Raw genomic sequence first — 15780 nt, 5'->3', positions numbered from 1 at the left:
TTTAAATTTCATAGCGTTCGCCTATAGCTGCGAACTCCGCTTTACCTGAATAACTGGACTTTGCCGCATCCAAGATTTCATTGAGTTCTCCATATTGAGGCAAATGGGTCAACAGCAACCTCTTGGCACCGGCACGTTCAGCCAATTCTCCAGCCTGGCTGCCGCTGAGATGCCCTTGAATGATGCCCAGGTATTTTTCATAGAGGTTTGATTCGGCAACCAGAAGATCTGCCCCTTCTGAAAACCCGATCAATTCTTCTTTCCAGCTGGTATCTGCCGTAAATACGACACTCTTGCCATTGGAAGTGAACTTCATGGCCAAGCAATACACCGGATGGATTGTTTCACAGAATGACACCTGCCACGGACCCAGCTCTACTGCTTCCGTTGCTTGTATGGCCCGTCCTTCTGTGACGCCTTTATATGACAGTTTCTTGAATTCCTCCTGATCTCTGTCATGCGCATAAATCAGCAAAGGCGTTTCCCATTCCTTCAACTGCATGCCCACCATCGCAGCGTGTTGCAGCACGCCGATATCCGCTACGTGGTCCGGATGGTAATGGCTGATGATCACTGCATCCAAGTCGCTCAATTTCGTGTAATTTTGAACAGCCGCCAAGACTCCACTGCCGCAGTCGACCAAACAACGGAACCCATCCTGTTCGATTAAGAAAGCCGAAGTTGCCTCATTTTTATTGGGGTAGCCTCCCCAAATGCCAATCGGTATGATGTTCAAAAAAACCACTCCTCATCTCTAATTTCTTACAGTATACTTGATTGCCAACAAATCCTCTTGTTTAATCCCCCCGTCACCGTGGTATGCATAGTAGTAAGATAGAAATTACTTGGAGGGATTACTTTGACTTTAAAAATGACAGTCGAAAACGCAGTACAAGCCAAAAAGGAAATCGAGAAATTAGAAGCGCAAGGTTATACACATGATGACATCTACATTTTTGCACATGATAAAAACCGCTCGAAAGACATCACTAAAGCATTGGATACAGAAGAAGTCGGCGTGAAAGAACAAGGCTTCCTGGACAGCATGAAAAACATGACCAGTTCACGCGGCGATGAACTTCGCGCTAAATTGGCAGCTGCCGGTTTATCCGATCAAGAAGCAGAGCAATATGAAGAAGAACTTGATAAAGGAAAATTGGTTATTGTCGCAAACAAAAGCGTAGAATAAGCCATCTCCTAAGCATCACCGAAGCAATCGGTGATGCTTTTTTTATGCGAATTATTATATCGAATAGAGCAATTTAAATTTTTGTTATCCCCTTATGTTATTTTTACCCAAGTCTACTTATAGGTATATAGAGTGAACTATAGAGTTCGTTCTTACTTTCCATTGAGTGTCAATGCTATTTTTGCTATATTTAGATAGGGATTTTTAATTTTTAAAAAACTTACTAGCGCGACAGTTTGCACCAAGGGGGAGCACCATGAAAAGTTTAAAAATGGGGAGTGCCTTTGTCGGCATCATTGTGGGGGCCGGATTTGCTTCCGGACAGGAAATTCTTCAGTATTTTACAAGCTTCGGCTATATGGGGACTGTTGCCGCCATCCTTTCCACAGCATTGTTTGCATATTTGGGGATGAGTTTAACAAGACTCGGCAGCCGAATGAAAACTACATCGCATAAAGAAGCCATTTTTGGCATCAGCGGAAGAATCGTCGGTACCATCATCGATTACATCATCATTCTGACATTGTTCGGAGTAGGTGTTGTCATGATTGCAGGAGCAGGCTCTATTTTCTCCCAGCAATTTGGATTGCCGGCCCCATTGGGCAGTACAGTCATGGCCGTTCTGGTCGTTTTGACCATTATGCTGAACGTCAAAAAAGTCATTGCCATCATTGGCAGCATCACGCCATTTCTGATTATCGCCGTTATCGGCTTGTCTGTTTACAGCCTGATGACGATGGATGCCAGCTTTGCGTCACTGGATGAAATTGCGAAAGAGCAAGTTTCAGCATTGCCGAACTGGTTCCGATCCGCCATCAATTATGTGTCATTTAATATTGCCGTTGGCGCTTCAATGGCCATCGTCATGGGTGGAACAGAAAAGGACGAAAAAATCGCAGCACGCGGCGGGTTGATCGGCGGCCTTATTCTCGGAGCGTTGATTATCCTGAGCCATTTGGCGATTTTCTCCAAAGTGGACGTAGTCGGCAGCGCAGAAATGCCATTGCTGCAAATCGCCGATGACATTTCACCGGTTCTCGGTGTCTTTATGTCATTTATTCTCTTCGGGATGATTTACAATACGGCAGTCAGTATGCTGTTTTCATTCTCAGCGCGTTTTGTCGTGATGGGTACAGCAAAATTCCGTATTTTCGTTATCATCGTTGGGATTGTCGCTTATATCTTAAGTTTTGTCGGTTTCACCGAACTTGTCAGACTGTTTTATCCGATTGTCGGTTACCTTGGACTGGTCCTCGTTATAGCCTTAATCGTGGCCGACATCCGAAAACCGCATAAAAAATTGAACCGCCCGTAACACCCAAGCCGCCAAAGCATGCAACACAGCTTTGGCGGCTTTTTTATGGTACGGTGAATAAAGGAAATGTGGAGGCGTTCATGGAGCTCCGACAGGCTTAAGGCAGATCAGTCTTGCGGCGTATCTGTGCCGCTGGGCTGGGCTGACTTAAGACCCCGAGGAGCTGGGCGCCGCAACTGGACAAAGAAATGCGGAAGCGGCCGTCTAGATTCGACAGGCATAAGGCAGATCAGCAGGGTGGCGTTCTTTGCCGCACAGCTGGGTTGACTTATGATCCCGAGAATCTGGCCGCTGGAGTCTGGACAAAGAAATGCGGAGGCACCCGATGCAACTGGGCGCCGCAACCCGATAACAAAAGAAGAAGGAGTCTTATTTATGAATCAATTTATCAAAACACCTGAACAGCAAGCATTAGTCGATCAACTCCGTGCCCTTCAGCCCGTTTTTCAGGCGCGTGAGCCGGAGCTGGATGCACGCGGCTCCTTCCCTTTTGAAAACATCAAAGACCTGAAAAAAATGAATTATCATAACTTGACCTTGCCGAAGGAATTTGGCGGCCAGGGTTTTGGATTATACGAATATGTACTGGCACAGGAAACCATAGCGGAAGGTTCAGGAGCGACCGCTCTTTCCATCGGCTGGCATGTTGGAATCGTTCTCGAGTATGCAGAAAACCGTCATTGGCACACAAAATCAGCAGAATGGCTGATGGCTGAAATCGCAAAAGGTGCTCTCATCAACACTGCCGCTACAGAAGCGAATGCCGGCAGCCCTGCCCGTGGCGCTTTGCCGCGCACTTCCGCCGTGTCCGACGGAGACCATTATATTATTAACGGAGAAAAAACCTATACTTCCATGGCACCTGCACTCGATTATATTTTTGTGACGGCTGCTGCGGAAAATGATGAAGTCATCACTGTTATCATTCCTCGCCATGCTGAAGGAGTATCGATCGATGAAACTTGGGACATGCTGGCGATGCGGGGTACAGCAAGCCATACATTGGTCCTTAACGATGTCCGGATTCCCAAATCCTATATCCTGAAATCCGCTGGCATGGCTGCTGCCAAAGGTTAGCTGCTCCATATTCCAGCCTGCTATATTGGAATTGCCGCTGCAGCAAGAGCCTACGCGGTTGAATTTGCAGCCAATTACACACCTGCGTCTCTCGGCAAACCCATTGCAGAAACGCCTGCCATTCAGCAGACTATCGGTGAAATGGAGCTTGAACTATCAACTGCCCGCCATCTGTTATACGGCACAGCAGAACGCTATGGCCTTGCCCGCAATAAGGGGGAGATGGATGAAGCTTTGAATATCACGAAAATTGCTGTTACCCAGGCAGCCATGGGCATCGTGGACAAAGCGATGAAAATCGTCGGGTCCCGCGCCCTTTCAGAAGACAATCCAATGCACCGCCATTACCTAAACGTCCGTGCAGGGCTTTACAATCCGCCAATGGAGGATATGGTCAAGGGCCAATTGGCTGTACAAGCAATCAAAAGTTTTACTCAACCATCAAAATCAGAGGTGAAATAAAGTATGGAAACCACCGTTTGGATCAATGATACACAAATCAACGCATACAACTTTAAAGAAGAAACAGTCGAAGATACCAGTTCCCAACAGCAAAAAAGAAAAATCAGCTTTGATTTCAAAGTGACCAGCGAAGAATATCATGACATCGCTGTACTGCTCTATGAAATGAATTTCCGAATTCGTGTTCCTGAGCAAAAATTGGAGTTTGATGCATCCATCGCCAATTATTCAACGTCCATCACTGATTTATACAAACCCGGGCAAGTAGCCGATTATTATTTGGAATTGATTGAACAGGTCTAAACATACGAAGAAGCCCGTAACCCTATACAGGCCACGGGCTTCTTTTCAATTCCGCTTGAAACGGCTTCCTTTTTTCTTCGTCCGGAGCCTTGTCATCAGCTCTTCAGCTTGTACACTCTTGGCGTTGGATGTTTCCTCGTCCAACGTGACAGCCAATTGGCCATTTTCCGCATCGATGGTAAACCAGGAATTGACTTGGCTTCCTTCAGGCAGGAGATTGGCAGGCAAGACCAGTTCGACCCCTTCTTCTTCAACCAATATGACTGCATGTCTGCCGCCTTCGATTCTATCCAAAATCCCTTTCATTTCATCATCCTCCTACACATGCCAGGCCCTGCTCCTGAATAGCACTCAGCGTTCCTTGACCGATTCCTTTAATGTCCAGCAATTCTTCGACGCTTTCAAAAGGCCGCTGATCGATAATATCCTGGGCATAAGCTTGCCCGATTCCGGAAATTTCTTGTAGTTCCGCGGAAGATGCGACATTCAAATCAATGCAGCGGTTTTCTCCTTCAGTCGGCACGCCTTCCTCCTGGATTTCCACATTATAGGACTCGCCATCTGTTTCAACAATAATGGTCCCGTTGACATCGGTTCCATAAACTCTAGCGCCTGCATTTTCCACAGCAGCAATCACCTCTGCATGCGGATGTCCGTAGGAATTATCAGCACCTGCACTGTAAATCGCCACTTCAGGCGTCACCGCTTCCAAAAAGGCAGAGCTTGTCGACGTATTGGATCCATGATGTCCCAGGTGCAGGATTTCCGCATCGAGATCCATGCCGCTGTCGATCATTTCCTGCTCTTGCTTAATTCCTGCATCTCCTGTGAAAACAAGCCGGATCTCCCCATAAGTCATTTTCAAGGAAACTGATTCTTCATTTGCTGCGCCGGTGATTTCATCAGGATACAGCACTTCAATTTGCATGGGGCCTACATCAAAAACATCACCGCTTCTCGGCTCCACGTATTCCGACCCGCTCGCTTCAATGGCCTGCAGCACATTAAGGAACGTATTGGAACTGCTTGTGTTGCCGGACATCCATACTTCCCCGACTTCAAATTCTCCGATTACCTGAGCCAATTGACCAATATGGTCTGCGTCAGGATGTGTCCCAACGACGATATCAATGTCCTGGATTTCCTGCTGCTTTAAGTAATCAACGGCTTCTTTGGAATTCCAGTTGCCTGCGTCAATCAACATCGAAAATCCATCGAATTCCAACAGCGTGGAATCGCCTTGTCCCACGTCAATATAATGCACCGTCAATCCTTCCAATGCCACTTCTTCAGCAGATTTTTTGTTTTCGGACGAGTCTTCAACGCCTGTAGGTTCTTCCATCTTTTCCAGTTCATTTTCCTGATTTGCTTCTGAATGGTTGCGTTCTTCTTTTGGTTTCTCAGAAACTCCAGTACAAGCTGCCAGCAATACCAAAACAACGACTGCCAATAAAGACCATATAATCTTTTTCAAAAACTCACTCCTCTTTCTCCAGTGAATTTTACCATATGCAAACAGAAATGAAAAAGCAGGGCAAGGTATTCCCCTTGCCCTGCATGCGTTGAATTAAGTAGACATATAGTCTCCGCCATTCATATGAAGAAATTGGCCTGTCATATAGGAATTTTGGGGATCAGCCAGAAATACATAGGCTTTCACAAGCTCATAGGGCTGTCCCGGCCGTCCAGCCGGCACGTCCTCACCAAAATCATCACCGACATCGGGGTTTAAGTCACCAAAAGTTTTGGTGATCAATGGCGTCCAAATCGGTCCCGGGGCAATGCCATTCACTGCAATTTCCTCGCGTACCAGCCGGCGAGCCAGTGAGCGTGTCATCGCCACCATCGCACCATTGGCCCCTGCATAATCAATCAAATCCGAATGTCCCCGATAAGCATTGATCGAAGCCGTGTTGATGATGCGTGAACCTTTCTTCAAATGAGGAAGAGCCGCCCGTGTCAGATAAAACATCGCGAACGCCTTGATTTCAAAAGTCTTCAGCATTTGTTCATCTGTGATATCAAGCGGAGATGTCTGAGGATACTGATACCCGGCATTATTGACCAGAATATCCACTTGGCCAAATTCCGCTAATGTGAATTGGACCAACCGGTCACAATTCTCCGACTTCCCTAAATCGCCACTTAGCGCTTTGGCTTTTCCTCCATAGCCCTCAATCAACTCGATTGTTTTTTGAGCGCCTTCGTCGTCACCAAGGTAACCGATGACCACTTTTGCGCCTTCTTTGGCATAAGCAATTGCCACAGCCTGACCGATGCCGCTGCTTGCCCCCGTGACAATCGCCACTTTTCCAGCCAGCGCTCCACTGGCTTTATAATCTTTTAAATCGGTATTATCAAACCCTTTATCAGCCATAGTTCCACCCTTTCATGTTCTAATGCACACTGGGGATCTTCGTTAAATGCCAAACATCATCTGAATACTGCTGGATGGTGCGGTCGCTCGAGAAAATACCCGATGCCGCAATGTTCTTGACGCACATTTCCGCCCATTTTTCCGGTTGGGCATAAACCTCCAATAATTGCTCATGCGCTTTGGAATAGCTGCGGATGTCCTTTAATACGAAATACGGATCCCCGTCTTCCAACAGCTGCTCTACAATAAAGTCAACATTCGTTTTTCCTTCTGTCCATTCCCCTTTAACCAACTCTTCCATCAATTGGGCTATTTCCGGATCGGCTTCGATGATGTCTTTCGGATTGTAGGATTGTTCTTTTTCATATTCCATCACCTGTTCTGCACGCATTCCGAAGACAAAAGCATTTTCTTTGCCGACCTGATCGAATATTTCGACATTCGCGCCATCAAAGGTACCAATGGTCAAGGCACCGTTCATCATGAGCTTCATATTCCCTGTACCCGAAGCTTCTTTAGACGCTGTCGATATTTGTTCGCTGACATCCGCTGCCGGTATCAGGTATTCCGCTTGCGTGACGTTGTAGTTCTCAACAAAAACGATATGGAGGTGTTTCCTCACCAAAGGATCACTGTTTACTTTCGCAGCAACTGTATTGATCATCTTGATGACTTGCTTTGCAAAATGATAACTTGGCGCCGCTTTTCCTCCAAAAAAGAAGGTGCGCGGATAGGGACGATAAGTTGAATCCCGTTTGATCCGGTCATACAGCATCTGGATATGAAGTATATTCATCAATTGGCGTTTATAGCCATGGAATCGTTTGATGTGAATATCAAAAATAGAATCCGGATCCACAATGACATTCTGATCGCGTTGGAGATGATGGATCAAATGGTCTTTTTTCAAGCTTTTGATTGCTTGAAATTCTTGAAGAAAAGAATGATTTTGAGCAAAATAATGTAATTCTTTCAATCGCTCAGGCTCTTTGATCCATTGCGTCCCAATCGTTTCCGAAATCAATCCGGACAACTCCCGGTTCGCTTTGAGCAACCACCGGCGATGTGTAATGCCATTGGTTTTGTTATGGAACTTGTCGGGGAATTGCTCATTCAGCTCTTTCATTTCACGCTTCTTCAAAATTTCCGTATGCAATTTTGCCACGCCATTCACTTTATAGCTTCCCACTACCGCCAGCACTGCCATTTTAATGACTCCGTTTTCGATGATGGAAAGTTTATGGAAGGATTCTTCATCCATTGTCTGCTGTTCTAAGCTTTCTTTGAAGCGCCGGTCAATTTCTTCGATGATGGAGTAAATTCGGGGCAGCAAAGATTGAATCAATCGGCTGTCCCATTTCTCCATGGCTTCTTCCAGAATTGTATGATTGGTATAGGAAATAGTGCGTGTCGTAATACCCCAGGCCTCTTCCCAACTCAAGGCATGCTCGTCAACCAGAAGACGCATCAATTCCGGAATGGCCAGTGCCGGATGGGTATCATTGATTTGGATGGCGACATTGTCCGGAAGTGTCTCTACAGCAAAATTGCGATAGTTCAAAATGTTTTGGAGCGATGCACTGCAAAGAAAATACTGCTGTTTGAGGCGAAGAATCTTTCCAGCATCCAAAGAATCCTCGGGATACAGCCGGTCAGTGATTTTAGCCGTTTCGCTTTGATAGACTGCGTAATCTTTATTCCCAGGAAATGGCCGATCCGACACTTCCGCCTGCCATAGACGAAGTGTATTGACGGTGCCTCCATTTGCCCCAACTACAGGAAGGTCATAAGGCACGGCCTTGACCCATTCCGCATCCTCCACTTTCACTTTTAAGCCATCCAGTCCCATGACTAATTGGGGATCTCCATAATAAGGGATGTCCACTGCCAATTCCTCGCGCCGAATGTCGACATTGTTTTCTTCCTGTATCCACTGAGTGGGCTGCTCAGTTTGGTAGCCATCAACAAAGTGCTGGGTAAATAAACCGCCTTTATAGCGCAGTCCATACCCATGTCCCGGCAGTTCAAGTGAAGCCAAGGAATCCATGAAGCAGGCAGCCAACCTTCCCAACCCGCCATTTCCAAGTCCGGGTTCCGTCTCAAGTTCTTCCAATTCGGACAGTTGAAAACCGAGTTCCTCCAACCCTTCTTTGACCAGATTGTAATGATCGGCATTAATGAGGTTTTGCCCTAAGACTCGTCCGATCAGAAATTCAATAGAGAAATAATACAGCTGCTTTTCGCCATTCTCTTTGTACAATTGGCTAGTCCGGTTCCACCGTTCCTGTATCCATTCCTGCATCATTTCCCAAAGTGTTTCGTAGGCCAGTTCCGAAGTCTTTTCCAGTCCCTTGTGTTCCATGCGAGTGACAAAGCTTTGTTTAAACTCTTCTTTGGAAGAAAACATAATTGGCACGCCCCTTTAGATTAGCCTTTCGTAAAGTTTAGCGTATTCCGCCGCAGATCGCGACCAGGAATAATCGCCTTCCATCCCATTTTTTTTGATGGCTTCCCAATGCTCTGGCTGCTGATAAAAAGATAGGCAGCGGTTCAAGGCTACATCATAGGGCTCATCCTGTTGAAAGTCGCTTAAGAACCCATTTCCGCTCTTCAAGCTTTCATCGTATTCAATAACCGTATCTTTCAACCCCCCGGTTTTGTTGGCCACAGGAACAGTTCCATAACGCATCGATATCAACTGGCTCAAGCCACAAGGTTCAAAATGAGAAGGCATCAAAAAGATGTCGGCCCCGGCATACAACAAATGGGCGAACGCTTCATCAAAACCGACATGGACATAAACTTTAGTGGGAAAATCAGCCGCCAGTTTCTTGAAAAACTGTTCGTACTTTTCTTCGCCTGAACCTAGCAATACAAATTGAACTTCCTGTTCCGCCAATAAAGAAGGAAGCACCTCTTGCAGAACATCAATTCCTTTTTGTCCTGCAAGCCTGGAAATCATCGTCAATAAAGGTATGTCTCCGCGTTCCGGAAGACCTGCCTTCAACTGGACTGCCCGTTTGTTGACCTGCTTTTCTTCAAGGTTCATGACATCAAACTCCCGTTCAATGGCAAGGTCCGTTGCAGGGTTGTAGACCTCGGTATCGATGCCATTCAAAATACCGATTAAGTCCTGCTCTTTTTCCTGTAGGAAAGTATGGAGCTTCTCGCCATAAAACTCCGTCAAGATTTCATTCCGGTACGTTGGGCTGACCGTCGTCACTTTGTCTACATAGGAAATCCCCGTTTTTAAGGCATTGAAGTCACCTTCCCACGACACTGCTCCTTCATCAAAATAGCGCTCATCCATCTCAAAATTCTCCAGGAATGTCTGTTTGGAGAGCTTCCCCTGAAATTGCAGATTGTGGATCGTCAACACAGTCTTTGCTGCTTGGACGGACGCGTACCGCGGATCTTCCTTCAATAAAAATGGAATGGTGGCGGTATGCCAGTCATGAACATGAATTAAATCCGGTGGCTGCTGTTCGCGCTGAACGATTTCCAGTACGGCCCGGTTGAAAAAAGCATAGCGCTCGGCATCGTCTGGCTGTCCATAAATCTGATCTCTTTTGAAGTAGCTATCATTTTCCACGAACAGAAATTCCACTCCGGCCTGATCATATTGAAAAACGCCAAAAGTCTTTTGATGCCCCTTGAAACTGAATTCAACCGATTCCTTCAAAACGAATTCTGCGGTGTATTCTTCGGCAATCAAACTGTATTTGGGGATGACGACCATGATTTCATGGCCTAATCTGCTGAGTTCTTTCGGCAATGCTCCCATCACATCCGCCAGTCCACCAGCTTTTGCGAAAGGTGCGCATTCTGCTGCTGCCATAATGATTTTCATCGTAAATCCTCCTTGGTGACCGTCTCCCCTTTACGCAAAACAATTGGCTGCTCAGCGGTTCCATGCAGCTCAACCCCTTCACCGATATAGACATCTTTATCCGCAATAACATAAGACAGATTACAATTTTCTTCAATCACGCATTTCTGCATGATGATGCATTTTTCTAAACGTGCGTTTTTCTTGATGTACACGCCACGGCTGATGATGCTGTCCGCCACTTCACCCATGATCGTGCTTCCGTTCGCAATCAGTGCCCGCCTAACTTTGGATCCCGCAATATACCGTGTTGGAGGCTCATCCTTCACCTTGGTATAGATCGGACGGTCTGGAAGAAACAGCTGCTTTCTGTTTTCTTCATCCAGCAATGCCAATGATGCCTGGAAATAACTTTGGACGGAATCAATGATGGCATAATACCCTTCGTATTCATATTGATTGAATGTATAGGGGCTCTTCTTCAAATTCACAACATCTTCCACACTCACAACGTTTTTTTCGCGGTGGGTCTGGATTAATTCAACCAACAGATCTTTGGATAAAATATATTTTTTTAACGAAACCCCATCAATCACAGCTTCCGTAATATCTGCACCCGATTGGATGTGGTTGTCCAGCATATCTTTAACGTCCAGTTGATTGATGACAAAACCATTACTGACGATTACATGGGGCTGAATACTTTTTGTAAAAAACTGCATATGCTCTTCCAGACCCGCAAAAGCTCCAACAGTGGATAACCCTCCATCCCGCTGAGTAATCGGCAGGAAAAACAGTCCGTTTTTTCTTCTATCTAAATCCCAGCTCTTACCCACACCAATATGGTCCAGCAAAGAAGCAAACGGATAGGATGGAAAGACGCCAACTGTAGTGACCCCTGAATTGACAAGATTTGATAATGGAAAGTCAATTAACCGGTAACGTCCGGCAAAAGGAATGGATGAAACGGCCCGGTGTATTGTTAAATCCTGCAGCCCTTCTTTTTTTACAGACGTATCAATTACAGCCAATAACTTCATTTTCCGACACGCTCCTTCCATTCATCCATCTGTTCTTGTGTCAACAAGACCACTTCTCCTTCTTTTTGCTGGAGAAGTTCGAACCCTTCAGGCACATCTAACTTCGGCGGTACAATGACCCGGCTAAGTTTTGCATCTTTACAGATTGTAGCCCCGCTCATGACCACACTTTCCGATACGGAGGCTCCTTCTTCAATTGTCACATTCTGAAAGATGACGGACTTGAACACTTCCCCGGAAATGACGCACCCTTCATTTACCATGGATTCTTGGACATTGCCTGTTTCATTGATGACTTGTGGAGGCAGCTGCGGATTCGAAGAATAAATACGCCAGCCCGGGTCATGAAGATTCAATCCTGCATTCAAATCGAGCAAGTCCATGTTCGCTTCCCAAAGGCTTTCAACCGTCCCCACATCTTTCCAATAACCTTTAAAAGGATAAGCCACCATCTTTTGCTTTTTATCGAGCATAGCTGGCAAGATATCTTTGCCGAAGTCATGGCTCGATTCTTCATCTGCATTATCCATTTTCAAATATTCCTCCAGGACGTTCCAATTAAAGACGTAGACCCCCATCGAAGCCAAATTGCTTTTCGGATTTTCCGGTTTTTCATCAAATTCCTCAATATTCATTCCATCATCAACGTTGACGACTCCAAAACGGCTGGCTTCTTCCCACGGCACTTCCAACACGGAAATCGTGACATCCGCCTGATGCTCTTTGTGGTAGTCAATTAAAGCCTCGTAGTCCATTTTGTAAATATGGTCCCCTGATAAAATCAGTACATATGCCGGGTCACAGGACTTTAAAAAACTGATGTTCTGGTAAATGGCACTCGCTGTTCCTGCGTACCATTTAATGCCATCGATTTCTGCATAAGGCGGAAGCATGGTTACTCCGCCGCTCCGACGGTCCAAGTCCCAGGGTGTTCCCAAGCCGATATATTGATGCAGTACGTGGGGTTGGTATTGCGTTAACACGCCAACCGTCTCAATTCCCGAATTCGTGCAATTGGATAACGGAAAATCGATGATCCGATATTTCCCGCCAAATGGAAGCGCGGGCTTGGCTATCGTATAAGTTAAGGACTTTAACCGGCTTCCTTGTCCACCGGCCAACAGCATTGCGATTACTTTATCGTTCATCTTGCTCCACTCCCATCTTTTTTTGTTTCCATACAGTCATGGTGAATGCAGGCAAATCCATCTCCACTGAATACGGCAAATCATCATATGGGATATCCGCCGCTTTAATTGCTGCTTTTTGATACTCATATCCGCTTGAAAAAATCCCTTCATATTCTGCGCTTTCCGGAACCCCCAATTTAAACTTTTCATAATGGCGGTCAGAGAAGTTACAGACAACGATGCACTCATCCTGTGGCAGATATCCTCTGCGAATAAAAGCAGCCACGCTTTGTTCATGATTATCTGCATCTATCCAGGTGAAGCCATCCGGATGGTCATCCAATTCAAAAAATGCTTTTTCGGTTTTATAGAAAGCCAGAAGATTTTTTGTAAACTCCGCCATTTTTCTATGCTCTTCGGTTTCCAGTGATGGCCAATCCAATTCGGGTTTAAATTCCCATTCCTCGAAGTGGCCGAACTCCTGGCCCATGAACAGCAATTTCTTTCCCGGATGGGCAATCCAAAAACCGAGCAACAGCCGCAACTGCAGAAAACGTTCATCCAGCGTCCCGGGAAGTTTGTTCAATAAAGAGCCTTGGCCATTCACCACTTCATCATGGGAAAGTGCCAAAAGATAACGTTCTTCGTATTGATATACCAAGGAAAAATTCATCTTTTGATGGACTTCGGAACGTTTGGAAGGCTGCGTTTCCATGTAATCCAATGTGTCGCGCATCCAGCCGAAATTCCATTTATAATGAAAGCCGACGCCGCCTTCTGAGACATCATGCGTCACTTTTGGGTAATGCCAGGCATCTTCTGCAATCAACAGCGCTTCCGGATAGAATTCCTTTAAACTATTCGTCAGTTTCCGGAGAAAATCAGTTCCTTCGGGATTATGGGGCCGTTCTTCTCTGTTGGGGATAAACAGCAGACACACCAGTGCATCCATTCGGAATCCATCAAATTTAAATTCATTCATCCAGTAATGGGCGCTTGATAGCAGAAAACTGACGACTTCTCCTTTTTGGACATCGAAATTCAATGTCCCCCAGTCCGGATTGGCGCGCCGTTCCAACCGTTCTTCTTCGTATAAAGGACCTCCGTTGAAAAGAGCAAGTGCATGCTCATCGACACAAAAATGGCCGGGTATCCAATCCAAGATGAGTCCGATTTTATTTTCAGCGCATTTGGCGATAAAGTATTTCAAATCATCTGCAGTTCCATATCGGCTGGTTGGCGCAAAATAACCGGTTGTCTGATACCCCCAGGATTCATCCAAGGGATGCTCTGTTATCGGCAGAATTTCTATATGGGTAAAGCCCATTTCTAAAATATACGGAATCAGTTCCGAAGCCAATTCCCGGTAATTCAGAAACCCGCCTTGTGAAGTCCGCTTCCAGGTTCCGATATGTAATTCATAAATGGCCATTGGTTTTTCACGATGATCTTTATTTTGGATTTTTTTTCGTTGTAAAACCGTTTTTGACCAGCTGTGTTTGGATACCGGAGCGATTACTGACTTAGTATTGGGTCTCAGTTCGCTGGCCTGAGCATAAGGATCAGATTTCCGAAACAACACCCCATTCGACATTTCAATAATATATTCATATGAATAACCGATCATTTTATGGGAAATGTGTACTTGCCAGACTGTCGCATCCTGGGGATGCTGTTCCATTTGATAAACTGCTTCCTCCATATTTTCAGGATTTGTACAGGCTACCGCCACATGGGAAACATCCGGGACCCAAAGAACGAACCGTGTCCCCTCTCCATTGGCATGTGCCCCAAAGTACAGGTAGGCATCTTGCATGAGGCCAGCATGGAAAGCTTCCAGCTTTTCCTGCGTAAGCAGACTTTGCAGCTCATTCATCTTCACACCTCCAAAATTTTTACAGTTCCGCGTCTCTTTTAATTCTACATAAGCCATGTAAATCCCTTGTTAAGAATGATAATTATTCAAATATTTCGTTAAATTGAAATAGCTTTCGATCCTTCTGTTCGAAATGTTTACACATTTCTTTTCCCATATACCCTTGTTTGAAGGAAGAATATCCACTAGGCTTAGGAGGATATCTGTTTGTTGAAAGAGAGGCTAAGATTCGTGCCAAAATATAGAGGACTTTTACTCGCTTTGCTGCTTACCCTGTTTTTAGCTGCATGCAACCAGGGGATTGAAGACCCCCTTGAATGGGAAATAGAAGATTTTACGTTCACTAATCACAATAACGAAGAATTTGGATCGGCCGACCTGAAAGGCGAAGTCTGGCTTGCTGATTTTGTTTTCACCAACTGCACCACCGTCTGCCTGCCGATGATGGCAAATATGACTGACTTGCAAGGAAAATTGGAAGCTGAAGGATTGGATGTACAGATTGTTTCATTCAGTGTGGATCCAGCTTTCGATCAACCCGAGACACTGAAGTCCTATGCCGAAAATTACGGGGCCGATTTATCCAGTTGGAACTTGCTGACGGGCTACAGCCCGCAGGAAATCGACGAATTCGCTATGGATAATTTCCAGACTTTAGCCCGGAAACCTGAAAATGATGACCAAGTTATTCATGGTACGTACTTCTATTTGGTGAACCAGGAAGGTGTCATCATGAAATTGTATGATGGATTGAATCCGCCAGTTGAAGAAATTTTGGCGGATGCGGAAATCCTGTTGACGGAGGAATAAAAAATGAAGCGAAGAAAAATCTGGATGGTTGTGCTGCTCCTTGCCGCTGCTGTTTTGCTGTTGCTCTTTTTCATGCCAAGAGAAAACGTTCCGGCACCTGAAAGCCGCGTCATACTGGAGCATTCGTTCCGCACCTACATTGCGCCTTCCTGCTTTGAAGAGGCGGATGCCACCAACTTCCTGGAAGAATCGACGCTCGCAGAAGCTCAGGAGCTGGAGTATCCACCGCATTCTTCCTGCACAGAAGAAGCTTTCGAAGGCAATCGGGACAGTGGATTTATCCGTTTGATGAAAGAATTGGGCATCATGGAAAAAGAATCGAAAGATTGGTAAGAAAAAACAGACAGAGAATTTTTCTCTGTCTGTTTTCTT

General features: G+C 45.7%; 14 protein-coding genes and 1 pseudogene. 6 read left to right on the top strand and 9 right to left on the bottom strand.

The genetic code is table 11. The features are described 5' to 3' along the window. Window position 1: 1 nt before the first annotated feature. Window positions 2-736 (bottom strand): MBL fold metallo-hydrolase, encoded by a 735-nt coding sequence (locus tag H9630_RS10180; RefSeq protein WP_191715378.1) that lies wholly within the window; start codon window positions 734-736, stop codon window positions 2-4. 123 nt (window positions 737-859) lie between these two features. On the opposite strand from H9630_RS10180, the gene H9630_RS10175 reads away from it, so the two are divergent. The 4 genes and pseudogenes from H9630_RS10175 to H9630_RS10160 all read left to right on the top strand — a co-directional run bounded on the left by H9630_RS10175 (window position 860) and on the right by H9630_RS10160 (window position 4346). Next, entirely contained in the window at window positions 860-1189 is a 330-nt protein-coding gene (locus tag H9630_RS10175; protein WP_191715377.1) for a general stress protein, read from the top strand. Between the two features lie 256 nt (window positions 1190-1445). Next, window positions 1446-2504 (top strand): YkvI family membrane protein, encoded by a 1059-nt coding sequence (locus H9630_RS10170; protein WP_191715376.1) that lies wholly within the window; start codon window positions 1446-1448, stop codon window positions 2502-2504. A gap of 375 nt (window positions 2505-2879) precedes the next feature. Further along, window positions 2880-4043 (top strand): annotated as a pseudogene (locus H9630_RS10165) (acyl-CoA dehydrogenase family protein). Between the two features lie 3 nt (window positions 4044-4046). Continuing rightward, a complete protein-coding gene (locus H9630_RS10160) occupies window positions 4047-4346 on the top strand; it encodes a DUF3219 family protein (protein ID WP_191715375.1) in 300 nt (99 codons plus the stop codon). Between the two features lie 45 nt (window positions 4347-4391). On the opposite strand, the gene H9630_RS10155 is transcribed toward H9630_RS10160, so the two are convergent. The 8 genes from H9630_RS10155 to glgB all read right to left on the bottom strand — a co-directional run bounded on the left by H9630_RS10155 (window position 4392) and on the right by glgB (window position 14598). Further along, the gene (locus H9630_RS10155; protein ID WP_191715374.1) at window positions 4392-4652 is read right to left on the bottom strand and encodes a DUF3006 domain-containing protein; all 261 of its coding nucleotides are present in this window, start codon (window positions 4650-4652) and stop codon (window positions 4392-4394) included. Between the two features lie 4 nt (window positions 4653-4656). Further along, complete coding sequence (locus tag H9630_RS10150; RefSeq protein ID WP_191715373.1) at window positions 4657-5820, bottom strand: MBL fold metallo-hydrolase; 1164 nt, start codon at window positions 5818-5820, stop codon at window positions 4657-4659. Between the two features lie 93 nt (window positions 5821-5913). Further along, entirely contained in the window at window positions 5914-6723 is an 810-nt protein-coding gene (locus H9630_RS10145) for an SDR family oxidoreductase (RefSeq protein WP_191715372.1), read from the bottom strand. Window positions 6724-6742: 19 nt separating this feature from the next. Continuing rightward, window positions 6743-9130: a glycogen/starch/alpha-glucan phosphorylase gene (locus H9630_RS10140; RefSeq protein ID WP_191715371.1), complete on the bottom strand. Its 2388-nt coding sequence runs from the start codon at window positions 9128-9130 to the stop codon at window positions 6743-6745. A gap of 15 nt (window positions 9131-9145) precedes the next feature. Further along, window positions 9146-10573 (bottom strand): glycogen synthase, encoded by a 1428-nt coding sequence (locus H9630_RS10135; RefSeq protein WP_191715370.1) that lies wholly within the window; start codon window positions 10571-10573, stop codon window positions 9146-9148. Next, a complete protein-coding gene (locus H9630_RS10130) occupies window positions 10570-11592 on the bottom strand; it encodes a GlgC family sugar phosphate nucleotidyltransferase (RefSeq protein WP_191715369.1) in 1023 nt (340 codons plus the stop codon). Before H9630_RS10130 ends, H9630_RS10135 begins: the two co-directional genes overlap by 4 nt. Then, a complete protein-coding gene (locus H9630_RS10125; RefSeq protein WP_191715368.1) occupies window positions 11589-12740 on the bottom strand; it encodes a glucose-1-phosphate adenylyltransferase in 1152 nt (383 codons plus the stop codon). Before H9630_RS10125 ends, H9630_RS10130 begins: the two co-directional genes overlap by 4 nt. Continuing rightward, on the bottom strand, window positions 12730-14598 hold the full coding sequence (glgB, locus tag H9630_RS10120) for a 1,4-alpha-glucan branching protein GlgB (protein ID WP_191715367.1): 1869 nt from the start codon (window positions 14596-14598) through the stop codon (window positions 12730-12732). The genes H9630_RS10125 and glgB overlap by 11 nt, the downstream gene beginning before the upstream one ends. Window positions 14599-14829: 231 nt before the next feature. Between glgB and H9630_RS10115 the strand changes: the two genes are divergently transcribed. Beyond that, the gene (locus H9630_RS10115; RefSeq protein ID WP_191715366.1) at window positions 14830-15408 is read left to right on the top strand and encodes an SCO family protein; all 579 of its coding nucleotides are present in this window, start codon (window positions 14830-14832) and stop codon (window positions 15406-15408) included. Window positions 15409-15411: 3 nt separating this feature from the next. Continuing rightward, a complete protein-coding gene (locus tag H9630_RS10110) occupies window positions 15412-15741 on the top strand; it encodes a hypothetical protein (protein WP_191715365.1) in 330 nt (109 codons plus the stop codon). The last annotated feature ends 39 nt before the right edge of the window (window positions 15742-15780 follow it).

Source organism: Planococcus wigleyi, from assembly GCF_014836985.1.
GTDB lineage: Bacteria > Bacillota > Bacilli > Bacillales_A > Planococcaceae > Planococcus > Planococcus notacanthi.
The sequence above is the reverse complement of the archived record's forward strand: the minus strand, read 5'-3'. Positions and strand labels throughout refer to the sequence as shown.

Excerpts from the sequence above, each read along its gene's own strand:
- H9630_RS10170 (WP_191715376.1), top strand. The coding sequence starts at position 1,446 with ATGAAAAGTTTAAAAATGGGGAGTGCCTTTGTCGGCATCATTGTGGGG.
- H9630_RS10160 (WP_191715375.1), top strand. The coding sequence starts at position 4,047 with ATGGAAACCACCGTTTGGATCAATGATACACAAATCAACGCATACAAC.
- H9630_RS10155 (WP_191715374.1), bottom strand. The coding sequence starts at position 4,652 with ATGAAAGGGATTTTGGATAGAATCGAAGGCGGCAGACATGCAGTCATA.
- H9630_RS10145 (WP_191715372.1), bottom strand. The coding sequence starts at position 6,723 with ATGGCTGATAAAGGGTTTGATAATACCGATTTAAAAGATTATAAAGCC.
- H9630_RS10140 (WP_191715371.1), bottom strand. The coding sequence starts at position 9,130 with ATGTTTTCTTCCAAAGAAGAGTTTAAACAAAGCTTTGTCACTCGCATG.
- H9630_RS10135 (WP_191715370.1), bottom strand. The coding sequence starts at position 10,573 with ATGAAAATCATTATGGCAGCAGCAGAATGCGCACCTTTCGCAAAAGCT.
- H9630_RS10130 (WP_191715369.1), bottom strand. The coding sequence starts at position 11,592 with ATGAAGTTATTGGCTGTAATTGATACGTCTGTAAAAAAAGAAGGGCTG.
- H9630_RS10125 (WP_191715368.1), bottom strand. The coding sequence starts at position 12,740 with ATGAACGATAAAGTAATCGCAATGCTGTTGGCCGGTGGACAAGGAAGC.
- glgB (WP_191715367.1), bottom strand. The coding sequence starts at position 14,598 with ATGAATGAGCTGCAAAGTCTGCTTACGCAGGAAAAGCTGGAAGCTTTC.
- H9630_RS10110 (WP_191715365.1), top strand. The coding sequence starts at position 15,412 with ATGAAGCGAAGAAAAATCTGGATGGTTGTGCTGCTCCTTGCCGCTGCT.